This is a genomic window from Streptomyces sp. NBC_00554, from assembly GCF_041431135.1.
Classification (GTDB): Bacteria; Actinomycetota; Actinomycetes; order Streptomycetales; family Streptomycetaceae; genus Streptomyces.
Genome location: NZ_CP107799.1, coordinates 6814918 through 6838305, shown reverse-complemented (window position 1 = coordinate 6838305; position 23388 = coordinate 6814918). Strand labels below are relative to the sequence as shown.

At 69.7% G+C, this 23388-nt stretch carries 22 protein-coding genes and 1 pseudogene; 7 read left to right on the top strand and 16 right to left on the bottom strand.

Going from position 1 to position 23388, the window contains the following annotated elements:
* Positions 1–45 precede the first annotated feature (45 nt).
* The gene (locus OG266_RS30170) at positions 46–624 is read left to right on the top strand and encodes a 1,4-alpha-glucan branching protein (protein WP_371549416.1); all 579 of its coding nucleotides are present in this window, start codon (positions 46–48) and stop codon (positions 622–624) included.
* Between the two features lie 12 nt (positions 625–636).
* On the opposite strand, the gene OG266_RS30165 is transcribed toward OG266_RS30170, so the two are convergent.
* The 3 genes from OG266_RS30165 to OG266_RS30155 all read right to left on the bottom strand — a co-directional run bounded on the left by OG266_RS30165 (position 637) and on the right by OG266_RS30155 (position 1795).
* Complete coding sequence (locus OG266_RS30165; RefSeq protein ID WP_371549414.1) at positions 637–1065, bottom strand: hypothetical protein; 429 nt, start codon at positions 1063–1065, stop codon at positions 637–639.
* A gap of 82 nt (positions 1066–1147) precedes the next feature.
* Complete coding sequence (locus tag OG266_RS30160; RefSeq protein ID WP_371549412.1) at positions 1148–1582, bottom strand: NUDIX hydrolase; 435 nt, start codon at positions 1580–1582, stop codon at positions 1148–1150.
* 48 nt (positions 1583–1630) lie between these two features.
* On the bottom strand, positions 1631–1795 hold the full coding sequence (locus OG266_RS30155) for a hypothetical protein (RefSeq protein ID WP_371549411.1): 165 nt from the start codon (positions 1793–1795) through the stop codon (positions 1631–1633).
* Between the two features lie 486 nt (positions 1796–2281).
* Here OG266_RS30155 and OG266_RS30150 point away from each other — a divergent pair, with 486 nt between their 5' ends.
* Together OG266_RS30150 and OG266_RS30145 are read left to right on the top strand one after the other, a co-directional pair.
* Positions 2282–3556, top strand: a complete 1275-nt coding sequence (locus OG266_RS30150) for a hypothetical protein (protein ID WP_371549409.1) — start codon at positions 2282–2284, stop codon at positions 3554–3556.
* A gap of 3 nt (positions 3557–3559) precedes the next feature.
* Entirely contained in the window at positions 3560–4102 is a 543-nt protein-coding gene (locus tag OG266_RS30145; RefSeq protein ID WP_371549407.1) for a GNAT family N-acetyltransferase, read from the top strand.
* A gap of 128 nt (positions 4103–4230) precedes the next feature.
* On the opposite strand, the gene OG266_RS30140 is transcribed toward OG266_RS30145, so the two are convergent.
* The 8 genes and pseudogenes from OG266_RS30140 to OG266_RS30105 form a co-directional block, all read right to left on the bottom strand.
* On the bottom strand, positions 4231–4383 hold the full coding sequence (locus OG266_RS30140) for an integrase (RefSeq protein ID WP_371553015.1): 153 nt from the start codon (positions 4381–4383) through the stop codon (positions 4231–4233).
* A 72-nt stretch (positions 4384–4455) separates the two neighbouring features.
* A pseudogene (locus OG266_RS30135) lies at positions 4456–4557 on the bottom strand (IS5/IS1182 family transposase); the annotation flags it as partial.
* 39 nt (positions 4558–4596) lie between these two features.
* Positions 4597–6228, bottom strand: coding sequence for a caspase family protein (locus OG266_RS30130; protein WP_371549405.1), 1632 nt, complete (start codon positions 6226–6228; stop codon positions 4597–4599).
* A 2-nt stretch (positions 6229–6230) separates the two neighbouring features.
* Positions 6231–6611 (bottom strand): hypothetical protein, encoded by a 381-nt coding sequence (locus OG266_RS30125; RefSeq protein ID WP_371549403.1) that lies wholly within the window; start codon positions 6609–6611, stop codon positions 6231–6233.
* A 235-nt stretch (positions 6612–6846) separates the two neighbouring features.
* Entirely contained in the window at positions 6847–6981 is a 135-nt protein-coding gene (locus OG266_RS30120) for a hypothetical protein (RefSeq protein WP_371549402.1), read from the bottom strand.
* Positions 6974–7573 (bottom strand): hypothetical protein, encoded by a 600-nt coding sequence (locus OG266_RS30115; protein ID WP_371549400.1) that lies wholly within the window; start codon positions 7571–7573, stop codon positions 6974–6976. Before OG266_RS30115 ends, OG266_RS30120 begins: the two co-directional genes overlap by 8 nt.
* Before the next feature lie 558 nt (positions 7574–8131).
* Positions 8132–10873 carry a pyruvate, phosphate dikinase gene (gene ppdK / locus OG266_RS30110; protein WP_266462761.1) on the bottom strand — a complete coding sequence of 914 codons (2742 nt, stop codon included), beginning with the start codon at positions 10871–10873 and terminating at the stop codon, positions 8132–8134.
* A gap of 478 nt (positions 10874–11351) precedes the next feature.
* On the bottom strand, positions 11352–12593 hold the full coding sequence (locus tag OG266_RS30105; protein WP_371549398.1) for an ROK family protein: 1242 nt from the start codon (positions 12591–12593) through the stop codon (positions 11352–11354).
* A 119-nt stretch (positions 12594–12712) separates the two neighbouring features.
* Here OG266_RS30105 and OG266_RS30100 point away from each other — a divergent pair, with 119 nt between their 5' ends.
* Both OG266_RS30100 and OG266_RS30095 read left to right on the top strand, forming a co-directional pair.
* Positions 12713–14368, top strand: coding sequence for a hypothetical protein (locus tag OG266_RS30100; RefSeq protein WP_371549396.1), 1656 nt, complete (start codon positions 12713–12715; stop codon positions 14366–14368).
* Positions 14365–16302, top strand: a complete 1938-nt coding sequence (locus OG266_RS30095; RefSeq protein ID WP_371549395.1) for a glycogen debranching N-terminal domain-containing protein — start codon at positions 14365–14367, stop codon at positions 16300–16302. The genes OG266_RS30100 and OG266_RS30095 overlap by 4 nt, the downstream gene beginning before the upstream one ends.
* Before the next feature lie 16 nt (positions 16303–16318).
* On the opposite strand, the gene OG266_RS30090 is transcribed toward OG266_RS30095, so the two are convergent.
* The 3 genes from OG266_RS30090 to dusB all read right to left on the bottom strand — a co-directional run bounded on the left by OG266_RS30090 (position 16319) and on the right by dusB (position 18358).
* Positions 16319–16756, bottom strand: a complete 438-nt coding sequence (locus tag OG266_RS30090) for a VOC family protein (protein ID WP_371549393.1) — start codon at positions 16754–16756, stop codon at positions 16319–16321.
* Between the two features lie 74 nt (positions 16757–16830).
* Positions 16831–17157 carry a hypothetical protein gene (locus OG266_RS30085; protein WP_371549391.1) on the bottom strand — a complete coding sequence of 109 codons (327 nt, stop codon included), beginning with the start codon at positions 17155–17157 and terminating at the stop codon, positions 16831–16833.
* Between the two features lie 49 nt (positions 17158–17206).
* Positions 17207–18358, bottom strand: coding sequence for a tRNA dihydrouridine synthase DusB (dusB, locus tag OG266_RS30080; RefSeq protein WP_266462746.1), 1152 nt, complete (start codon positions 18356–18358; stop codon positions 17207–17209).
* A gap of 81 nt (positions 18359–18439) precedes the next feature.
* Here dusB and OG266_RS30075 point away from each other — a divergent pair, with 81 nt between their 5' ends.
* A complete protein-coding gene (locus tag OG266_RS30075) occupies positions 18440–19891 on the top strand; it encodes an MFS transporter (protein ID WP_371549389.1) in 1452 nt (483 codons plus the stop codon).
* A gap of 71 nt (positions 19892–19962) precedes the next feature.
* Here the strand turns inward: OG266_RS30075 and OG266_RS30070 are convergent, their stop codons facing one another.
* Complete coding sequence (locus OG266_RS30070) at positions 19963–20868, bottom strand: helix-turn-helix transcriptional regulator (protein WP_371549387.1); 906 nt, start codon at positions 20866–20868, stop codon at positions 19963–19965.
* A gap of 102 nt (positions 20869–20970) precedes the next feature.
* Between OG266_RS30070 and OG266_RS30065 the strand changes: the two genes are divergently transcribed.
* Positions 20971–22401 (top strand): MFS transporter, encoded by a 1431-nt coding sequence (locus OG266_RS30065; RefSeq protein ID WP_371549385.1) that lies wholly within the window; start codon positions 20971–20973, stop codon positions 22399–22401.
* Here the strand turns inward: OG266_RS30065 and OG266_RS30060 are convergent.
* On the bottom strand, positions 22394–23260 hold the full coding sequence (locus OG266_RS30060) for an LLM class flavin-dependent oxidoreductase (RefSeq protein WP_371549383.1): 867 nt from the start codon (positions 23258–23260) through the stop codon (positions 22394–22396). The two genes, OG266_RS30065 and OG266_RS30060, sit on opposite strands and share 8 nt — an antisense overlap.
* Between the last annotated feature and the right edge of the window lie 128 nt (positions 23261–23388).

The following is a 23388-nucleotide window of genomic DNA, read 5'->3' as shown; positions in this document are numbered from 1 at the left end:
CACCGTCGAAGGACGGGACCAGAACCTACGCGTGAGGAAGCCCGCATGGCCTCGATCCACCGCACCACCATGACGCCCACCAAGCTGGAGCTGCTCACCGACTGGCTGCCGAAGCAGAGTTGGTACGCGGGCGACGCGGCGACGCCGGAACTGGTCAAGGCCGGCGGGTTCCGTCTGGACGATCCGGCGGGTGCGGTCGGGATCGAGTTCATGGTCGTGGTGGACGCCACCGCGCAGGAGCCGGTGGCGTATCTGGTGCCGATGAGCTACCGCGACGCGGCTCTCGATGGCGCCCCCGGCGAGGCGTTGATCGGCACGTCCGAACACGGTGTGCTCGGCACCCGGTGGATCTACGACGGCGTCCACGACCCGGTGCTGATGGCCCAGTTGGGCGCCCTCCTACGCGGTGAGGCGATTCCGCAGCAGCAGAGCGAGAGCGACACCCCTGACCCGACAGTCACCGTCCACGGAACCGGCCCTGCCGACGGGCTCGACGTCCAGGTGAACCGCGTCCTGGGGCAGGCCGAGGCCCCGCAGAGGTCGTCCCGACACGTCGTCGCCGGGTGGACCTGGCCGAACGGAACGGCTGCACGGGGGGCACTCGCGGCCTTCGTGCCGCGCTAAGAGGGAACGAGCTCAGCGCCGCGCCTGCATGCAGCTCTCGAGATGGGCGATGAGGTCACTGGCCGGGCCCAGGTCCGTACTGCCGTCGGTGACCAGGGTGTGGCCGTCGTACTGCAGGCGGTACTCGAAGCGGTCCCTGGCGTTCTCGTCGACACTGCGGGACGGAAGCTCGCCGAAGTCCACCGCGTCGAGCAGGGAGTTGAGCTGCTTCTTCTCGGCCGGCGTCAGTGCATCTGACTGCTCGCGGCCGCCCTTGCGGTCGGTGAGGTCAACCTCTTCGCCGGGGCCGACCTCGATGCCGTACTGGACCCCGGCGAAGCCGCCACTGACGGTGAGACTCACTCCGTCGTCGGCGGCTCCGGGCGCGGACGGTTGGCTGCAGCCACTCAGCAGGAGTGCACCGGCAAGGAGGGCGAGCAGCAGCCTTGTTCGCATGGTCATGTTCGCCATCCCTGGGTCCGGCAGAGTGTAGTGACGAGCGTCAGCGCCGCCCCACGCAGGATGCCGCCCCTCCGGGAGAAAGTCAGGTCAAGCGCTCCACGAGCATGAGAGCCAGCGGCCCGGCAGGCAGCAGGAACTGACCGTCGGCTGCGGCGCTGATGGCGTCGGCAAGGGGCCACCAGGACAACTTGAAGCCGGCTTCGGACGGGGTCAGGGATTGGCGGCCCAAGGAGAGGTCGCGGGCCTCGTAGAGGTGGACGCGACTGGTGGAGCCGAGGATGATGGCGTATGAACCGAGTGCACGCCACGTCTGCGCGGTGACGCCCGCCTCTTCGGCGAGCTCGCGGCGTGCGCACTCTTCGGGGCTTTCGCCGGGTTCCCTGCGTCCGCCGGGCAGGAACAGGTACTCGCCGCCGTGGCGGGGGAAGTCGGCGCTGAGGACGGCTACCAGGCCCTCGTTGTCGACGGCGACGACCACGGAGGCGTCAGTGACCGGGCTGCTGCTGTGTTCTCCCATGCGGGCTGAGGGTAACGGGCTGGGCGTGCCAGGCGGCGTACGGCACGTTCAGGACCGTGCGGTGGGCGACTTCGCCCACTTCAGCAAGCAGGCGAGGTGATAGTGGAAGGCGGAGCCGCCGACCGAGCTGCTGAACTTGTCATAACTGCGGCGCTGTTGGGCCGGTGTGATGGCCTTCTGGCAGTAGCAGCAGATCAACCCGCGCTCGGTCATCGCCGGGTCTCCCTCACGGCCTTGTGCAGCGCTGTGCCTGTCTCGCACCGGGACTGGTCGTCGGCGCACTGCTCGCATGTTCCGGCATGGTCCAGCAGAGCGCGGTAGTAGCGCGCTCCAGCACACGTGAGGCAACCACGCGGGAACCACCGCCGGGCCTCAACTCCGTGGGCAGTTGAGGTCCGCTCCCCGAGGTCGACGGCCGCACGGTTGTCAAGGGTCGCGCCGCACCACACGCAGCCCTTGCCCCGAACCTGCGCCTCGGACAGCGTGTCCACAGACGGCACAGGATGGGCCGCGAGTTGGACCGTGCCTTGCTCCTGAGATCGGGCGTCTCTGCTCATGACTTGAGGAAACCGGAAGTGTCCTGTCGCCCATCAGGACAGAACTGGGGGAGTTACCGGCAGCCGACCGGACAGTTCTACCGGGCAGGCAGCGGCGGTAGGGCTACCGTCGAGGGACGCAGGTGCACGAGGGGGAACGGTCGTGGCCAGACAACGGAACGTCCAGCTTGAGGCGCTGCTCACCGAGTTCGGGCTCACGCACCAGCAGCTGGCCGACGAGGTGAACCGAACTGCCGAGGACATGTTCGGCAAGGCCAACGACTGCACCGACCGGCATGTGCGGCGGTGGATCGCCGGGGACGTGCAATGGCCGTGGGCCCGCTACCTTCTGCCCCTTCAAGAAATCTTCGGCCGCAGCCCGGAGGCCATGGGTTTCGTCCCGCGGAAGTCCTCACGTGTGCCGACCCCGCCGCTGCGGCCGACTCCTGTGAAGGAGCAGCGCCCGGTGAGACGACGGGAGTTCATCGCGGTCGGCCTGGCCACCGCTCTCGGCCTGGACGCCATCCCCTCGGCCGGCCGTCTCGGCATGAGCGACGTCGAGCGAATCCGCGGCATCGTTCCCGCCCTGTACACCCACGATCACACTCTCGGCGGGGGTGCCCTGCACAAGGTCGCCGCGCAAGCCCTGAGGCACGTCCACCACGCGCTCAACCACTGCGCCTACGGAGAGCGCGTCGAGCGCGCCCTGTACGCCGCTACAGGGGATCTCGCCGCGTCCGCAGGCTGGTTCGCCTACGACGCGGGTAGGCAAGGGGAGGCGACCAGCCTCTACAACGAGGCCCTGCAGCACGGCATGCTCGCCGGAGACGGCATGCTGCAGGCACGGGTGTGGTCCAACCTCGCGATGCAGGCACGCCTCCTCGACCGGGATCAGGAGGCACTGCGTATCGGCCGAGCCGCGGTCGAGACCCGCCAGGCCAAGGGGGACCCGTGGTTGATGGCATTGCTGCACTGCCGTCAGGCCGTCGGGCATGCACGCACTGGGGACCGTACTCGCGCCGAACGCTCCCTCGCCCGCGCCGAGACGGCCTACGACCGTACACAGGGCGAGCCCGCTGCCTGGCTGTCGTTCCTGACGCCTGCGGAACTGGTGGGGCTAGCCGGAGCCGCCCACCAGGCCCTCGGCCGCCACGAACGGGCACAGTTACTCACCGGCGCCGCCCTGGACATGCTGGAGCCTCGCTTCGAGCGCAACCGGGTGTACTACACGGCGCAGCGAGCGCAGGCATTTCTCGACAGCGGCGACATCGAGCAGGCCGTCACCGAGGCCAGGCAGGCGTGCGCGATCGCAGGGCGGGTGCAGAGCGAACGGATTCAGGGGAAACTCGGCGACCTACGGCGGGAGTTACGGCGCTTCGCCCATGTGCCGGCGGCGGCCGACTTCCTTGAGCAGACACGCCAGACCCCAGGAGCGTGAAGCATGGACGGGCTGCAGCTGGAACGCAGGGACGCCACAGGCCTTGATGACGTTCGGCACGAACTTCTCGATGTGTACGCGGAGATCTACGCGGACCGGCTCAGCGAGGAGTTCCACAGCATCGAACGGTTCGACGAACGGCTCGGCTGGAACACCGAGGTGCCCGGCTTCGCCGCGGTCGTCGGCTACCTCGACGACACCCCGATCGGCTACGCCTACGGCTGCACGCTGCCGACCGACACCCGCTGGTGGAACGGACTGCTCACACCAGTTCCCGACGGTGCGACCGTCGAGACCGGCGCCCGCACGTTCGCCCTGTCCGAACTCATGGTTGTCGACAAATTCCGGGGCACCGGGGCCGCGAGGAAGATTCACGACGAGCTACTGCGCGGCCGACCCGAGGAACGGGTGACGCTCCTCGTCGAACGTGATCACCCGAAGGTCCGTGGCCTGTACGAGACATGGGGCTACGCATGGTTCGGCGAGGTACAGCCCTTCGCGGACGCGCCGCTCTATGACGCGATGAATCTGCCCCTGGCACCCTAACCCCTGGCCGGCACCTCGTCGTCGGAGAGGACGCAGATCAGGCACGAAGGGACGGCACCCCCGCACAGAGTGGATGGCTGACTTCCTGAGCTGGGAAGTCAGCCATCTGTCATAGCTGGCGGGCACTCTCAGGGCACATCGTTGAGAGTCGCCTCCATCATGCCGGCCGTCCGATCCTCTTCCGCCTCCCACAAGTGGGTGTAGACGTTCAGCGTGATCGACGGCTTGGCGTGACCAAGCCGTCTCTGCACCTGCTTCGGCGCCGCCCCGTTCTTGGTCAGGACCGAGGCATAGAAGTGCCGTAGGTCGTGGAGCGTCGTGCCTTCGGGACACGGAACTTGCTACCGGGCTTCTCCCCGCTCCCGCACTGCCCGCAGCAGCCGTGCGAACCGGTCCGCCCACAACCCGGTGAACCACTCGATCCACACCGGCTCAGCCCTCAACACCCCACCCATACAAGGGAAATGCCCGCCCACGGACTTCTGGCACAGGCTTTAGTTGGGATCGGCGATCCGCGCGAGTCCTGCCTCGGTCTTCTGGACCATCCAATGATTGTGGATTCGGGCGCCGATCTCCAAGGCGCGCGCATACTGCTCGCCTGCCTGTGGGAAATCGCCGGAGCGTTCTGCGCACCTGGCGACGTGATACAGGCTCCAACCCGCCAGACCGTCGTCGTGAGAAGCCAGGGCGACACGCGCAGCGGCTGCGTAGTGCTCCCGCTCCTGGTGGGCGTCTTCCTCGGCCCGTGCCAACTCGGCCATCATGTGGTGGCTCCAGCCTGCGGCCGCAGGGCAGCGATGGGTGTCCGCCACCGCCAAGGCTCGCTCGAAGAAGTCCTTGGCCGCCGCCAGTTCACCGCGTCGGTTTCGGTACACGCCGAAGTTGTACAGGCTCCAGGCCTTCAGATGTGCGTCGCCTGTCTCGTCGGCGAGGCGATCGGCCCGGGTGAAGAACCTCAGCGCCATCTCGGGGTCATCGACTCTCCAACGACAGGAGCCGAGGCCGTCCCACGCCCAGCCTTCCTTCCGCCTGGCGCGGTGCTGGATGGCCAGGTCGAGAGCCGACCAGTAGTGATCCTCGGCCTGTTCGAGCGCACCTTCGTTACGCTCTTCAGTGGCCTGTTCGAGCAGGCTGTCAAGGTCTGCCAGCCCTGGACCGGCCGTTGGGAGGCCTTCGACGTCCTCCCTCACTACTGAGGTTGCCGCGGCGGACACTTCGCGGCTGTCGTCGTCCGTCAGAAGCCGGAGTTGCTCTTCCGCGCGGGCTCGGACTGTCTCGTTGCCGATGCGGTACAGGTGGGCGAGTTGCCGCACTCCGCCGAGCCGGTCGTCCGCGAACGGGCTGCGCAGGGACTGCTGAAGATGGACGGGCAGCACCCAGTTGACGTTCCTGGCGATGACGGTGCGGCCCTCTACGTTCTCCTGTTTCTTGGGCCGCTGCTGCGGCATCTCGGTGACGACCTTGTCGTGGACATAGGTGTACAGCTCGTCGAGGGTGATGTCGCCGTCGTCGTCGAGGTCGGCGCTGCCGTCGCGCAGCCCCTGCACCAGGTGCCCGGTGAAGACCGACCGGGGGGCACTGCCGTGTAGTTGGTCGCCCTCGAAGGAGTACTGGGTGGCGTCGGAGGCGGTCAGCACGGTACGGCCGCGGCCTTGGCCTTGGAACCGCTCCAGCGTGTGTACGTCGGTGTCGTCGCCTTTGGCGAGCCGGCCGGCCGGGAAGGCGCCGCTGTAGCAGCAGTCGAGGATCAGCACCTGCTGCCGGGAGTTGCAGGCGCTCATGGCCCGGTCGATCCCCTCCGCGGACAGGGAGGTGAACATGAGGTTGTTGCGGCGGGTGTCGCACGTGGCGAGGTGGAGCCGGCCCTCGTCGTCCTTGAGACCGTGCCCGGTGAAGTACAGCAGGGCGAGGTCGTCGTGGCGGCAGTCGCGGAAGAAATCGCCGAGAGCCGCGCCGACCCGGTCATGCGGTTCGTTGATCAGGATCTTCACCTCGAACCCGGCGATGTCCGGGGCGCTCAGCACCTCGGACAACGCCTCGGCGTCGTGACCGGGCGCGGTCAGCTGCCGCAGTCCCTCGTCGTCATACGCGTACGTGGCGATCAGCAGGGCCAGCCGACGTCCCACGGCTACTCTCCACCCGCCCCGTGTCGGCGCACGAAAGCCTCGATCAGCTGCCGCCGTTCTTCGGGGGTCGCCTGTTCCAGCTCCAACGTGTCACTGTCGATGGTGACCGAGACCCGGTGCCCGGCGGACTGCCGCCCGAGCCAGTCCTGCAACAGCCCGACCAGCGAAGTGAGTACCCCGCTCGGAGCGCTCAGCGCCAGGACGACGGCGCCCGCGGTGACCGGATCGACCGCCTTGGCGCCCTCGGGAGGGGCGCCGTCGGCAAGCACCTGCAACGTGTAGATGTCGAGCCTGCGCACCTCGGCGCGCAGACGGATCGTCAGCCGCTCGCTCTCTTCCGCGTCCGCCGCGCCGTCCGGCGTCAGACCCAGTAGAACATCCATGATGCGCCCCCCGATCGGCCATGGACCCGCTTGCTCCACGGCGCAGTTACCAGTGTGGTGAGTTGGACTCTCCCAGGGGGCGGTTTCCGGGAAGCCCACGGATCCCATCTCTGCCGGTCAGTACACCAACTGCTCGTGTAGACCGTCGAGTGCTCATCTCCTGCTGAGATGCGGGCTCGATTGCTGAAGTAGGTCGGCCCTTTACACCGGGAGAGTGGAGGGCCCTCCCCCGAGGTCAGCCAGCGCGACGGTTGGCCAGTGTCGCCGGGACCACGGCGCCCGTCCCGAACCTCGCGTTCGCACGGCCGATGACCCGTTCCAGCCGCAGCAACTTCTCGCGGGAGCCGCCCAAGGAAAGCTGCTCAGTCACGCCGTTGGCGGTGGCGAGCTGGTCGGCGCGCAGCTTGATTCCGCGCACCCGGGCGCGTTCCAGGGCCAGGGAGGGCCACATGCCAATCGCGGCGGTCCGCAGGTCCTCGGTGGGCAGACGGAGCGGCCAGCGCGCGAGTCCGCTCGATCACGGCGCCTCCGGCCAGACTCACGGTCAGCATCAGGGCGCCGGCGACCTGGTGGCTCTCCCGAAGCCGAGACGCGATCGTGACGACCGTGTCCAGCACTTCGGTGGGGAGCAGGTCCGGGTAGAGGGTGTCGCGGTCGAGCAGCCGCTGATCGCTGGTGCTGGCAGGTAGAGCGGTGGGCACAATCGCGCGGGGGGCGAGACCGCGAGCCCGGTCATACGCGCGACGACCCACGCGGGCGCCGAGGATACGCTGCACGGTGCCGAGCGGGGTGTTGGCAAGGACTCCGACGGTGTCCAGGCCGAAGCGGACGAGGGTGGCCGCATGGGCGGGACCGATGCCGTCCAGGTCTTTCACCGGCAGAGGGTAGACGAACGCCCGGATCGCGTCGGGATCCGCGGGGACCAGGCGTATGCCCTCCGTCCCGGCGTGGCCGGACGCCATCGTGGCGAGTGCTCGGTCGGCGCGATGCCGATCCGGATGGCCAGGCCATCGGGGCCAAGGTGGGTGGTGGCTCGGAGCCGGATCTGCAACGCAAGCTCGTACGGCGTCCCTCCGAAATACCGGCATGCCCCGCCGGCATCAGCGAGCACTACGGACGGTGGCAGCGGCTGCACCACTGGCGTGACGTCGCCCAGCAGATCCAGCAGGAGGCGGAACACGACCGCGTGAAATCTGGCCGACAGCGCACATGCAGTCGCGTCGGCGGAGGGTTCGCCGCCAACGGTCCACAACCAGCCTCTCTGGTGGCAGCGCGTTCAGGCCCCAATCGCGCCCAGAAGGCACAACGAGGGCACAACACCTTCCCTCGCGTTCAACGGCAACCAACGCAAGCAAACGCCATTTTGTCTGGTCAGCCACGTAGCTTGGCAGTCCCCGCAGATGATGCACGAAGGGGCAGCACCCCCGCACAGGGTGCCGCCCCTCCTTCGTGCGCCCGAACCGCCGTCGAGTCGGTGAGGGTCGGGGTGACCCGACCGCGGTTCCGGGGGTTTCAGCGCATCAGCGGTGGTCACTCCCCGCCGAAGACGACGCCGCGCGCCCCGCCTCAAGCCGCGCCACCGGAATCCGGAACGGCGAGCAGGACACGTAATCCAGCCCCACCTCGTGGAAGAAGTGGACGGACTCGGGGTCGCCGCCGTGTTCGCCGCAGACGCCGAGTTTGAGGTCGGGGCGGGTTTCGCGGCCGGCGATGGCGGCGTCGCGTACGAGCTTGCCGACGCCGTCGCGGTCGATGGTCTCGAAGGGGGAGACTCCGAAGATGCCCTTCTCGAGGTAGGCGGTGAAGAAGGACGCCTCTACGTCGTCTCGGGAGAAGCCCCAGACCGTCTGGGTGAGGTCGTTCGTGCCGAAGGAGAAGAACTCCGCGGCCTCGGCGATCTGACCGGCGGTCAGCGCGGCGCGCGGGAGTTCGATCATCGTGCCGATGGCGAGCTTGAGTTCGGTGCCCGTCGCGGCCTGGACCTCGGCGATGACCTCGTCGGCCTCCTCGCGGACGATCTCCAGCTCCTGCACCGTACCGACGAGCGGGATCATGATCTCGGCGCGAGGGTCGGCCTTGGCGTTCTTGCGCTCGGCGGCGGCCTCGGCGATCGCCCGTACCTGCATGGTGAACAGGCCGGGGATGACCAGGCCGAGACGCACGCCGCGCAGGCCCAGCATCGGGTTCTGCTCGTGCAGGCGGTGGACGGCCTGGAGGAGGCGCAGGTCGTTCTCGTTGGAGTCCTTGCGGGACTCCGCGAGGGCCACCCGGACCGACAGCTCGGTGATGTCGGGCAGGAACTCGTGCAGCGGCGGGTCCAGGAGACGGATCGTCACCGGCAGCCCGTCCATCGCCTCGAACAGCTCGATGAAGTCCTGCTTCTGGAGCGGCAGCAGCTCCTTGAGCGACTCCTCGCGCTCGGCGTCCGTGTCGGCCAGGATCAGCCGTTCCACGAGCTCGCGGCGGTCGCCCAGGAACATGTGCTCCGTGCGGCACAGGCCGATGCCCTGGGCGCCGAAGCGCCGGGCGCGCAACGCGTCCTCGGCGTTGTCGGCGTTGGCGCGGACGCGGAGCCGACGGACGCGGTCCGCGTACGCCATGATCCGGTGCACGGCGGCGACCAGCTCGTCGGCGTCGTCGGCACCCGCGTGCATCCGGCCCTCGAAGTACTCGACGACCGGGGACGGGACGACCGGGACCTCGCCCAAGTACACCTTGCCCGTGGAGCCGTCGATCGAGACGACGTCGCCCTCTTCCACCACCACACCGCTCGGAGACGTCAACCGCCGCCGCTTGGTGTCGACTTCGAGCTCCTCGGCGCCGCACACACACGTCTTGCCCATGCCTCGCGCGACGACGGCCGCGTGGGAGGTCTTGCCGCCGCGGCTGGTCAGGATGCCCTCGGCGGCGATCATGCCGTCGAGGTCGTCCGGGTTCGTCTCGCGGCGGATCAGGATGACCTTCTCGCCCGAACGCGACCACTTGATCGCGGTGTACGAGTCGAAGACCGCCTTGCCGACCGCCGCACCCGGCGACGCCGCGATGCCCCGGCCGATCTGGTCGACCTTCGCCTCGTCGTCGAAGCGGGGGAACATCAGCTGGGCCAACTGCGCACCCGTCACCCGCTGCAGCGCCTCGGCCTCGTCGATCAGACCCTGGTCGACGAGCTGCGTGGCGATACGGAAGGCCGCACCCGCCGTGCGCTTGCCGACACGCGTCTGGAGCATCCACAGCTGTCCGCGCTCGATGGTGAACTCGATGTCGCAGAGATCCTTGTAGTGGTTCTCCAGGGTCGTCATGATCTGCATGAGCTGGTCGTACGACTTCTTGTCGATCTGCTCCAGCTCGGCGAGCGGGACCGTGTTGCGGATGCCCGCGACGACGTCCTCGCCCTGCGCGTTCTGGAGGTAGTCGCCGTACACGCCCTGGTGGCCGGAGGCCGGGTCGCGGGTGAACGCGACGCCCGTACCCGAGTCGGGGCCGAGGTTGCCGAAGACCATCGAGCAGACGTTGACCGCCGTGCCGAGGTCGTGCGGGATGCGCTCCTGGCGGCGGTAGAGCTTGGCGCGGTCGGTGTTCCAGGAGTCGAAGACCGCGTGGATGGCGAGGTCCATCTGCTCGCGCGGCTCCTGCGGGAAGTCCCGCCCGGCCTCGGTCTTGACGATCTTCTTGAACTTCGTGACCAGCTTCTTCAGGTCCGCCGCTTCGAGGTCCGTGTCGACGGTGACCTTCTTGGCCTCCTTCGCCGCCTCCAGCGCGTCCTCGAAGAGCTCGCCGTCGACGCCGAGGACCGTCTTGCCGAACATCTGGATGAGACGGCGGTACGAGTCCCACGCGAAGCGGTCGTCACCGGCCTGCTTGGCGAGGCCCTGCACCGACTTGTCGGAGAGCCCGATGTTCAGGACGGTGTCCATCATGCCCGGCATGGAGAACTTCGCACCGGAACGGACGGATACGAGCAGGGGGTTATCGGCCTGCCCGAGCTTCTTGCCCATCCGCAGCTCCAGCGCGTCGAGGTGTGCACTCACCTCGTCACGCAGTGCCGCCGGCTCCTCGCCGCTGTCGAGGTACGTCTTGCACGCCTCGGTGGAGATCGTGAAGCCCGGAGGGACGGGAAGACCCAGGTTGGTCATCTCGGCGAGGTTCGCACCCTTGCCGCCGAGGAGGTCCTTGAGGTCTTTGTTGCCCTCGGTGAAGTCATAAACGAACTTCACTCCCTCAACCGCGCTCTCAGCTACGTGGGGATCTTTGTTTTCCGACACGAGTCTCGACTCCTCGACGTCGCGGTGGCTGCCCTGACGACGGGGAACATACCCAGATCGAAGGCGTCTGGGTACGTCCACTTGCGCGTCATGCGCCTGTAACCACTCGTCCGCCACCAGATCGAAAGTCAAGGCTTGGCAAGCGATGGGGTGGCGATGTTTTCACTTCTTGAACGAATCAACGCCCGTAGACCAGGATATTCACTCATCTGAGCGGCTCCAGACTCGCCTGAGTTCAGCTGCTGAACGATCAAGGGGTGGCACTGAGTGCCACCCCTTGGAGAAGTGCAGCCGCTCATGATCCGCTCATCTGAGCCTACCCCTTATCAAGCGTGGCGAGAATCACGCCGGGAGGAAGGCCGGATTTCACCATGCGGACCAGGATCTGGACACGTCACACGGATGTCACACAACTCCCCGAGCGGGCATCGATCACGCCCAGCTCCGGCGTCGGTCACACACCCGGCACCGGTGTCGGTCACACACCCAGCGCCGCCAGCCGCTCCTCGACCCGCTCAGGCGCGTACAAGTACTCCACGACCAGCGCCCCGGCCCCGATCAGCCCGGCCCGCTCGCCGAGTCGCGAGGTCACCACGTCCAGATGAGCGGTGGAGCGGGGCAGCGCCCGCTGGTACAGCAGCTCCCGTACGCCGGTCAGGAAGGGAGTTCCGGCCAAATCCCCGGCGATCATCAGAACGCCCGGGTTGAGCAGCGTCACCACGGTCGCCAGTACGTCCCCGACCTGGCGCCCCGCCTCCCGCGCGAGCGCCATCGCCTCCGGATGCCCGGACGTCAGCAGGTCCCGCACATCTGAGCCGGAAGCCGCCGCCACCCCGGACTCGGCCAGCCGCCGCGCCACCGCGCCGCCACTGGCGACGGCGGCCAGACAGCCGTACGAACCGCACCGGCACAGCGCGTCGGCGCCCACCCGGATGTGCCCGATGTCGCCGGCGCCGCCGTCGATCCCCCGGTAGATGGTGCCGCCGACGACCATGCCCGCACCGATACCGGTGGAGACCTTGACCAGGGCGAACGCCGAACAGTCCGGGTAGCCGGTGCGCTGCTCGCCGTACGCCATGAGGTTGGCGTCGTTGTCGACGAGTACGGGGACGCCTGCCCCGGCGGCACTCAGGGTGCCCGCACCCGCGTGCTCAGCGAACGCGCGGCTCAGGCGTCCCCTTATGTCATAGCCGTCCCAGCCCGGCATGATCGGCGGCTGTACGACCCGGCCGGTGTCGCTGTCGACCGGCCCGGGAACCGCGAGGCCGATGCCGCACACGGCGTCGGCGGGCTTTGCGGCCTTCACCAGGAGGTCGGCGAACCAGCGGCCGAGTTCTCCGAGGACCGCGTCCGGGCCCTCGTCGACGACCAGGAGGCCCGACTTCTCGGCCAGGATCTCGCCGGTCAGGGTGAGGACGGCCGCCCGGCCGTGCCGGGTGTCGAGGTCGGCGGCGAGGACGACGGCGTGGGCGTCGTCGAATTCGAGGGTGATGGAGGGGCGCCCCCCGAGCGGGGAGTCCACCGGGCCGCCGGCGCCCTCGCGCAGCCAGCCCACGCGGAACAGCCGGTCGAGGCGCTGGCCGACGGTGGCCCGGGACAGACCGGTGGCCTGCTGCAGCGCGCCGCGCGTCGTGGCCCGGCCGCTGCGCACCAGTTCGAGCAGCTCTCCGGAGCTTGCCTGGTTCCCTGCGCGCACGGTCCTGTCCGCCCTTCCTGTCATGCCCACCCTCTTGCGTTCCTCAACTCTGCATTACATATTGAGTTTTGCGTGTTAAATAGACGTAACCCTACGGTAGCTACAGCCGAACTGGTCGGCAGGATGTCTTCCGGGAGACCTGAGTGGACAGCACAACCCAGCTCACCGCCTTGCGCACGGGAATCATCACCTCCGTACGCACCTCAGGCACACCCGCGCACACCTCCGGACCATCGTCGCCACCGGGTCGGGGTGAGGTCACCCATACCGGACCACTTGTATACGATCCCGCACAGTCGGCGGGGTCGCTGCACCTCAGGGCCGCCCGGGTACTGAACGACAACTGGACGGGAACGTCCACCGTGCCCTCGCGCGGCCTGTACCCGCACCAGTGGTCCTGGGACTCCGCGTTCATCGCGATCGGGCTGCGCCACCTGTCGCCCCTGCGGGCGCAGACGGAGCTGGAGACGCTGCTCGGCGCCCAGTGGGGCGATGGCCGTATCCCGCACATCGTCTTCAACCCCTCCGTGCCGCTCGACGCGTACTTCCCGAGCCCCGACTTCTGGCGCTCCTCGACCGCGGGGCACGCCACCGGCGCCCCGCGCAACGTACAGACGTCGGGCATCGTCCAGCCACCGGTGCACGCGCTCGCCGCATGGCTGGTGCACCAGGCCGACCCGGGCCTCTCACGGGCCCGCGCCTTCCTCCCCCGCGTCTATCCCCGCCTCGCCGCCTGGCACCGCTATCTCCTGCACCGCCGGGACCTGGGCGGCGGCGGCCTCGCCTCCGTCGTCCACCCCTGGGAGCAGGGCATGGACAACAGCCCCTGCTGGGACGCGCCGCTGAGCCGGATCACCCCGGCCCCGGCCCGCTCCTTCCGCCGCGCCGACCTCGACCACGGGGCCGCCGAGGACCGTCCGACGGATCTGGACTACGGGCGTTACGTGCGGCTGGCGACGGACTACCGGGACGGCGGGTACGCGGACGGGGCGGGCGAGTTCGCGGTCGAGGACCCGGCGTTCAACGCGCTGCTGATCGCCTCCGAGCACGCCCTCGCCCACATCGCACAGGAGCTGGGGGCGGCCGGGACCGCCCGGCACGCCCGCGCGGAGCGCCTGACGGCGGCCCTGGTGGACCGGCTGTGGGATCCGGCGGAGGGGATGTTCTTCTGCCGGGACGTGTACGGGGGCGGCGAGAGCGGTGCTCTCGAATCGGAGCGGCGCTCGCAGAGCAGTGCTCTCGGAACAGAGCGCCGCTCTCAGGTGCGCGGTGCTCTCATCACCGAGCGCAGTGTCGCCGGGCTGATCCCGCTCCTCCTGCCCACGCTGCCCAGCGACATCGCAGCCACCCTCGTACGCACCGCGAGCGGCCCGCACTTCGGACTCGGTGACGCCACGCGGCTCGTGCCGAGTTACGACCTGACCGGGGACGCGTTCGATCCGCACCGCTACTGGCGCGGCCCTGCCTGGTTCAACACCAACTGGCTGCTGGAGCGCGGGCTGCGGCTGCACGGCGAGCAGGTGCGCGCGGACGGGCTGCGGGCCGCGCTGCTCGACACGGCCGGTGAGTCCGACTTCGCGGAGTACGTGGATCCGTACACCGGCGAGGCCTGTGGCGCACTCGGCTTCAGCTGGACGGCCGCGCTGACGCTCGACCTGCTGCACGCGCCCGCGGGGGCGGATCAGTTCGCTTCCCACCCGGGCCACGACACGTTCGACAAGGCACACCGCGCGAGCACGTTCGGGAACGCGCTCGCCTACGCATTCGAGACGGGCGCCAAGGGAGGGGACCGGGGATGACGGACCGGCATCATCTGCTCGTGCACGGTGGGACGTTCGCCGCCGTGAGCGACGGCGGGGACATCAGCGGCGTACGGGGCGGCAGCTCCCCGGACGGCTTATTCGTGCGCGACGCACGGCACTTGAGCCGCTGGCAGCTGACCCTGGACGGCGCGGTGCCCGAGGCACTCACGCCGGTCGCGGACGGCGACACGGCACGCTGTGTACTCGTCCCGCGCGGCGGCCGCAACGAACCGCCCGCATACACGGTCTTCCGCGAACAGGCCGTCGCCGAGGGCGCGTTCGTGGAGGCGCTGCGCGTCACCAGCAACCGCCCGGCGCCCACCACGGTCCGCGTCGCGGTCACCGCGGACGCCGACTTCACGGACCAGTTCGAGCTGCGCTCCGACTACCGCACCTACGCCAAGACGGGCGTGGTCCGCTCCCGCCAAGTCCTCGACGACGGCGTGGAGTTCGGCTACCAGCGCGGTGAATGGCGGTCCTGTACGACGGTCACCTCCGAGCCCGCCCCGGACGGCGTGGAGGAGACGGGCACGGGCGCCCGTCGCCTCGTATGGACCCTCGATCTCGAACCGCACGGCAGCGCGGAGCTGTCACTGCGGGTCGCGGCACGTCCGCACGGCGCCGCCCACGAGCCGGACGTACCGCTCTCCCCCGCCGCCGCGAACGAGCAACTCCTCGCCCTCGAAGGGGAGTTCACCGAGGGCGTGCCCTTCCCGACCGGCTGGCCCGAGCTGGCCGCCGCCTGCTCGCGGGGCCTGTCCGACCTGGCGGCGCTCCAGGTCGGCGCCCTGGGCCCGGACGGCGAGGAACTCCGCGTCCCGGCGGCCGGAGTCCCGTGGTTCCTGACCCTCCTCGGCCGTGACGCGCTCCTGACCTCCCTCTTCGCGCTCCCCTACCGCCCCCAGCTCGCCGCCGCCACGCTGCCCGCGCTCGCCGCGACGCAGGCGACCGAGGTGGGCGCCGAGGCGGTGTGCCAGCCCGGCAAGATCGTGCACGAGGTGCGACACGGCGAGCTGGCGCACTTCGGGCAGGTGCCGTACGGGCGTTACTACGGTTCGGTGGACGCGACACCGCTGTTCCTGGTGCTGCTCGGCGCGTACACCGAGCAGACCGGTGATACGAGCCTGGCCCGGCGCCTGGAGGCCAACGCCCGTGCGGCGATCGGCTGGATGCTGGACCACGGCGGGCTGACTTCGCGCGGCTATCTCGTCTACCGCGCGGACGGCGGCGGCCTCGCCAACCAGAACTGGAAGGACTCCCCGGGCGCCATCTGCTCGGCCGACGGCAGCCGCCCCTCAGGACCGGTGATGGCGGCGGGTGCGCAGGGATACGCGTACGACGCACTGCGCCGCACCGCGCACCTGTCCCGCACGGTCTGGGACGACGAGGTCTACGCGGCCCTCCTGGAACAGGCCGCCGGGGACCTCCGCGACCGCTTCCAGCGGGACTTCTGGATGCCCGAACACTCCTTCCCCGCACTGGCGTTGGACGGCGACGGCCGGCATGTCGACGCCCTCGCCTCCGACGCGGGCCACCTCCTGTGGTCGGGTCTGCTCGACAAGGAGTACGGCAAGCTGGTCGGCCGCCGTCTCCTCGAACCCGACTTCTTCTCCGGCTGGGGCGTCCGCACGCTCGCCTCCGGCCAGGCGGCGTACCACCCGCTCTCGTACCACCGCGGCTCGGTCTGGCCCCACGACAACGCCCTGATCACCCTGGGGTTGGCGAGGTACGGCCTGCACGACGAGGCCCGCACCGTCGCCCACGCCCTGGTCGACGCGGCCACCGCCGCGGGCCACCGCCTCCCCGAGGTCCTCGCGGGCTACGGCCGCGACACCCACTCGGAGCCGGTGCCCTACCCGCACGCGTGCGTACGGGAGTCGAGGTCGGCGGCGGCGCCGCTGGCGCTGCTTACGGCGGTGGGGGGCGCCTGAGCCTGGCGCTACCGCGCTAGTTGTCGGGTTCGCCGAGCTCGGTGAAGAGGGTCAGCTGAAGGGCTCCCGGTGCCTCCAGCCGGGAGTTCAGCGAGTTCCAGGGGGTGCGCGTCGGCTCCGCGATCACCTGGGCCCCGGCCGCGGCGAGCTTCGCCGTGGTGGCGGCGGAGTCGTCGACCTGGAAGGCGACCCGCATATGGCCGGCCACCCGCCGCCCGACCTCGACGTCGTCGATGAAGGCGGCGTGGTTGGGGTCGGTCAGTTCCAGGGTGGCCCGTCCGGCGTCGAGGATGGTGACCCGCCCTCCGGGGGACGAGAACGCCCCGCGCTCGGCCAGGCCGAGGACGTCGCGGTAGAAGTGCAGCGCCGCGTCGTAGTCGGCCGCGGTGACGACCAGGCGGAGTTCACTGACGGCGGGTTCGTCGGGCTTCGACACTGCGTCGGCGTCGGACATGTCGGCTCCTTGGGGATCGCGAGTGCTGATCACTCGTCAACTGGCGCGTCGATCCGACAATTCCCCATCGCACCTCACGAGGCGATCATGGCCGTGCGGGCCGCCTCGATGAACTCCTCCAGCCTGTGGCGGAACGCCCTGTGATCCTCGTCGAAGCGTTCACGGGCGCCGGGGTCACCTTCCGTGACCCGCCACAGAGCACGACAGGCCTCCGCCGCCGTCCGCTGAACGCCCTTTGCCGCCTCGGCGGCGGGAGCGGGGCCCTCCAGGACGATCACCCTGACACAGCGCATGAGCGGGTCGAACGCGTCGCGCAGTTCGACGCGGAGTCCCTGAATGCGCGTCAAACGGTCGTCAGGGTCGTCGAGTTGGGCGTACGCCCACACCGCGCTGTCCGCCACACCGCACAGGCGAGCCGGTTTCCCCCTGTCGAGACCGGGTCGAGGCGGGTCACCCCCCGGACGTGTCCAGCTCCGCGTCCTCGCCGATCCCCGCGCAGTCGTACGGGTCCTTGAGCCAACCCTCCGGCAGGACAACCCTGTTGTTGCCGGACGTACGGCCGCGGGGCCCGTCCGCGCCGAGCGGCCAGGGCTGGTCGAGGTCCAACTCGGCGAGTCCCTCGGAGAGTTCGGCGATCGACGAGGTGATGGCGAGGCGCTTGCGCATGTCGGAGCCGACGGCGAAGCCCTTCAGGTACCAGGCGACGTGCTTGCGGAAGTCGATGACACCGCGTGCCTCGTCGCCGATCCACTCGCCCAGCAGCGTCGCGTGCCGGACCATCACGGCCGAGACCTCACGGAGGGTCGGTCGCGCGTACTCCACACGCCCCTCGAAAGCCGCCACCAGATCCCCGAACAGCCACGGCCGCCCCAGGCACCCGCGCCCGACGACCACCCCGTCGCACCCGGTCTCCCGCACCATCCGCACCGCGTCGTCCGCGGACCAGATGTCGCCGTTGCCGAGGACGGGGATCTCCGGCACGTGCTCCTTGAGGCGCGCGATGGCGTCCCAGTCCGCCGTGCCGCCGTAGTGCTGGGCGGCGGTCCGGCCGTGCAGGGCGATCGCGGTGACGCCCTCCTCGACGGCGATCCGGCCGGCGTCCAGGTACGTGATGTGGTCGTCGTCGATGCCCTTGCGCATCTTCATCGTGACGGGGAGGTCACCGGCCCCGCTCACGGCCTCCCGGAGGATCGCCCGCAGCAGGTTCCTCTTGTACGGGAGGGCGGAACCGCCGCCCTTGCGTGTCACCTTCGGGACCGGGCAGCCGAAGTTCAGGTCGATGTGGTCGGCGAGACCCTCCTCCGCGATCATGCGGACGGCCTTGCCGACGGTCGCCGGGTCCACCCCGTACAGCTGGATCGAACGCGGCTTCTCGGTCGCGTCGAAGTGGATCAGCTGCATGGTCTTCTCGTTGCGCTCGACCAGCGCCCGTGTGGTGATCATCTCGCTGACGAACAGTCCCTTGCCGCCGCTGAACTCCCGGCACAGCGTGCGGAAGGGCGCGTTCGTGATCCCGGCCATCGGGGCCAGGACGACGGGCGGCTGGACGGTGTGGGGGCCGATCGACAGCGGGGACGCGGGGGCGAGGGTGGGCGTGGACATTCCCCCATTGTCACGTACGCCGGCGAGTGCCGCGACAGTCGTTAGTTAGACGCACTATAGAAACGGTCGTACGATGGTGGAATGCCCGAGCTCAGCCACCGCCACCGCATGCTGGTGCTCGCGATCTGCTGCATGAGCCTGCTGATCGTGAGCATCGACACCACCGTTCTGAATGTCGCCCTGCCCTCGATGCAGAAGGAACTGCACGCGAGCGTGGCGGGCCTCCAGTGGACGATCGACGCGTACACGCTGGTCCTCGCGTCACTGCTGATGCTGGCGGGCTCGACAGCCGACCGCATCGGGCGGCGGAAGGTCTTCGTCGCGGGCCTGGTCCTCTTCACGCTCGGCTCGGTCCTGTGCTCCCTCGCCCCGAACCTCGATTCGCTCATCGCCTTCCGCATGGTGCAGGCGGTCGGCGGTTCGATGCTGAACCCGGTCGCGATGTCGATCATCACCAACACCTTCACGGATCCGCGCGAGCGTGCCCGCGCGATCGGTGCGTGGGGCGCCGTGGTCGGCATATCGCTGGCCGCGGGGCCGCTGGTCGGCGGCCTCCTCGTGGACTCGGTCGGCTGGCGTTCGATCTTCTGGATCAACCTCCCGGTGGGCCTGGCCGCGCTCCTGCTCACCCTGCGCTACGTCCCGGAGTCCCGCGCCGCCAAGGCCCGCCGCCCGGATCCGGTCGGCCAGCTCCTCGTCATCGCGCTCCTCGCCTCCCTCACGTACGCGATCATCGAGGCGCCCACCTCGGGCGCCGTCGAGATCGTCGCCTTCGGCGCGGTCGCCGTCGCCTCGCTGCTCGGCCTCCTCAGCTACGAACGCCGGCGCACCGAACCTCTCGTCGACCTGCGCTTCTTCCACTCGGCACCGTTCAGCGGGGCCACCGTCATCGCCGTCGCCGGGTTCGCGGCGCTCAGCGGCTTCCTGTTCCTCTCGACGCTCTATCTGCAGAACGTGCGCGGCCTGGACGCACTGCACGCGGGCCTGTGGATGCTGCCGATGGCGGCCATGTGCTTCGTCTGCGCACCGCTGTCGGGCCGACTGGTCGGCAGCCGCGGCCCGCGCATACCCCTCCTGATCGCCGGGATCGCGATGACCGCGAGCGGTGTGCTGTTCGCCGCGTTCGAGGGCGAGACGTCCAACACCACCCTCGTCATCGGCTACGTCCTCTTCGGCCTCGGCTTCGGCTTCGTGAACGCCCCCATCACCAACACCGCCGTCTCCGGCATGCCCCGCTCCCAGGCGGGCGTCGCCGCCGCCATCGCCTCGACCAGCCGCCAGATCGGCGGCACCCTCGGCGTCGCCGTGATCGGCGCGGTGCTGGCCTCCGGCGTGACCACGACGGCGTACAAGGCCACCTTCGTGTCCGCCGCCTCCCCCGCCTGGTGGATCATCGCCGGCTGCGGCCTCGCGGTCCTCTTCCTGGGCGCCCTGACCACCGGCCGCTGGGCACGCCGGACGGCCGCGGAAACGGCCGCGCGGCTCGAGCCGGAGGTGTCGGAGACACGGGACACGGCGGGCGTACGGGCTTAGGGCCTGCGTGACAATTCCGGTCTGCCCGCGACGCCGCGCACGCACTCTCGTCACACCGCTCGGCGTTGGCGCTACGCCCGCACGCTCTCGCGCTCCACGGCGATCGCGTGCAGCTGCTCCAGGCGTTCGCGGGACTCCTCGTCGGCGGGTGCGTACGTCACCATGCGCGACCCGGCCTCCGGGTTCAGCCACAGGTCGGTGTGGTCCACGGTGATCCGGCCGACGTCCGCGTTGCGGAACTCCTTGCGCTTGGTTCGCGCGCCGAGCACCTCGTGCCGCTCCCAGACCTCGCAGAACTCCTCCGACTCCGCACGCAGCCGCTTGAGCAGCATCTTCCAGGCGGGGTCCGCGAGATGCCCGGCCATGGAGGCGCGGAACTTGGCGGCCATCAGCCGCATCGTCTCGTCGAGCAGCACGATCGAGGAACGCCACTGCTCGTTCGTCGTGATGAGGACCATGCAGTTGCGGTCCTCGGCCGGCACCTCATCGAGGTCGCAGAGCAGACGGGCGTACGTGCGGTTGTACGCGAGGATGTCGTACCGGCTGTTCTGGATGCAGGCCGGGAGCGGCTCCAGTTGCTCCAGCATCCGCAGCAGCGCCGGAGTGATCGTCGGGCAGCGCGAGGCCGGGGTGGGGTCGACAGCACCGGCCAGCTGGAAGAGGTGGACGCGCTCGCTCGGGTCGAGCATCAGGGCGCGGGCGAGTGCGTCGAGCACCTGCACGGAGACCTGGATGTCCCGGGCCTGTTCCAGCCACGTGTACCAGGTGACACCGACGGCGGCGAGCTGCGCGACCTCCTCGCGGCGCAGGCCGGGAGTGCGCCGGCGGGGGCCGCGGGGCAGGCCGACCCGCTCGGGGGTGACGTGCTCGCGGCGATGCCTCAGGAAGGCGGCCAGTTCATGCCGCCGGATCTCGGACTCCTGCCCGCCGTGCCCAACCGCCGCCCCCGCTCGCTGCTCCTGCGCCATCGTCGTCATGCTCCCCAGCTTGCCGCACACCTCACCCTGTTTCCAGGTACTTCTTCTACCAGGATAAGGAGACTCTGGTACCAGCCTGAGACCAGGAGAAGGCTGGAGGACGTGACCGAAACCGGAACCCTCACCACCTCCGCCCGCTCCCCCGCCGCCCCACCCCTGCTCGGCGGCCTCGGGCTCTTCACCGTGCTGCTCGGCGCCGCCCTGCCGCTCATCGACTTCTTCATCGTCAACGTCGCCCTGCCGACCATGGGCCAGGACCTGCACGCGAGCGAGTCCGTCCTCGAGCTCGTCATCGCCGGGTACGGAGTCTCGTACGCCGTCCTCCTGGTCCTCGGCGGCCGGCTCGGCGACCTCTTCGGCCGGCGCCGGCTCTTCCTCGGCGGCATGGCGGCCTTCGGCCTGACCTCGCTGGCGTGCGGGCTCGCGCCCGATGCCTGGACGCTGGTGGCGGCACGTGTCGCGCAGGGCGCGGCGTCCGCGGCGATGCTGCCGCAGGTGCTCGCCACCATCCAGTCGGCGACCGACGGGCCGCGCCGCGCCAAGGCGATGAGCCTGTACGGCGCGACGGCCGGGCTCTCCATGGTGGCCGGGCAGATCCTCGGCGGCGTACTCGTCGCCGCCGACATCGCGGGCACCGGCTGGCGCTCGGTGTTCCTCGTGAACGTGCCCGTGGTGATCCTCGGCCTGGTCCTGGCCGCACGTGCCGTCCCCGAGACGCGCTCGCAGCACCCGGAGCCGGTCGACGGCCCGGGCACGGTACTGCTCGCCATAGCGCTGCTCGCGCTGCTGGCCCCGCTGACCGAGGGCAGGGCTGCGGGCTGGCCGCTGTGGACATGGCTGTCGCTCGCCCTGTTCCCGCTCGCGGCGGCGGCGTTCTACTTCGTCGAGCGACGAGAGGACCGCCGCGGCCGTACGCCACTGGTCCCGCCGAGCCTGTTCGCGCTGACGTCGTTTCGCCGGGGGCTGGTGATGATCGTGCCGTTCGGGATCGGCTTCAGCGGTTTCATGTTCGTGATCGCGGTGGCGTTGCAGGACGGCGCCGGGCTCGGTCCGGTCCAGGCGGGGCTGGCCCTCGCGCCGATGGCGGCGGTCTTCTTCGTCGTCTCGCTGTGCGGCCCGCACCTGATCGCACGCTACGGCACCCGGGTCGTCACCGCAGGCGGGCTGATCCAGGCAATCGGCGTGGCCCTACTCGCGCTGGCCGCGTGGCGGTCCTGGCCGGACCTGGGCGTCTGGCAGCTGGCACCGGGCGCGGCGGTGGCGGGCGCGGGCCAGGCCCTCCAACTCCCCGTCCTCTTCCGGATCATCCTCTCCGAGGTCCCGCCCGTGCGAGGCGGCGTCGGCAGCGGCGTCATGATCACCACCCAGCAGTCGGCCCTCGCCCTCGGCGTCGCCACCCTGGGCTCCCTCTTCCTCTCCCTCGTCCCGGGCCACGGAATGCAGGACGCCCTGGTGACAACACTCCTGGTCCAGCTGGCGATAGTGGCACTGACAACGCTCCTGAGCCTGCGACTGCCGCGCAGGATCAGCTAGTTCGCTCCTTGGCCACCAACTCCACAACAGCCGGGGCGACTTCATGTGCAAAGCGTTCGAGTGTGGACGGGTCGTCGGAGGCGAGCAGATAGGCGCTCACCCCTTGGGTGAGGGTGAGTTCGGCGAGTTGCTCGGCCGGGGCGAGGCCGGGCAAGTTGTAGAGACGGCGCACCGACCGTGGGTCCCGCCCCGCGGCAGTCGCAGCCTCGTCCACGATCCGCTGGCCCACGGCGAGTTCGGTGGGCGGCACCCGGATCGCGCTGGGCAGCCACCCGTCGGCTGAGCGCCCGATCAGGCGCAGCATCCGCGCCCCCAGCGCGCCGACCCAAACGCTGATCGGGTGGACGGCCGCGGGCCCGGGCCTGGCCCCGTCGAGCCAGTAGTGCTTGCCTCCGACTGCCTTGCCGTTCCCATTTCCCCCGCTGTCCCCATCGGTTGACCACAGCGCCCGGATCACGTCGATCGCCTCACCCAACGCCTCGACGGCCTCCCCAGGCATACGCCGCGGCTGCCCCTCGCTTGCGATGGCGTCCCAGTAGCCTCCCGCCCCGAGCCCCAACTCCACACGCCCGCCGCTGAGTACGTCGAGGCTCGCCGCGGCCCGCGCCAGCCCCGCCGGCGGCCGCAAGGGCAGATTGGCCACGTTCGGGAAGACCCGCACCCGCTCGGTACGCGCCGCGATCACGGACAGCAGGGTCCAGGCGTCCAGGAAGTCCGGCCGGTACGGGTGGTCGGCGACGCTGACGAGGTCGAGCCCGGCCCGGTCGGCGAGCCTCGCCAACTCGATGACGGTGTCCGGTTGTTGGGCGTCGGGGGTGAGCACCGCGCCGAAGAGGAGGTCGTGGCCGTAGTCGGGCATGGCGGGTCCTTAGGGATGTCCGGCAGGGGATTTCGTCAGGGGATTTCGACAGGGGTGTTCAACCACTGGGATCACATCGCAGCGTAATGATTACATGCCGACATCATTACGTCGAGGGTAGGATTGCC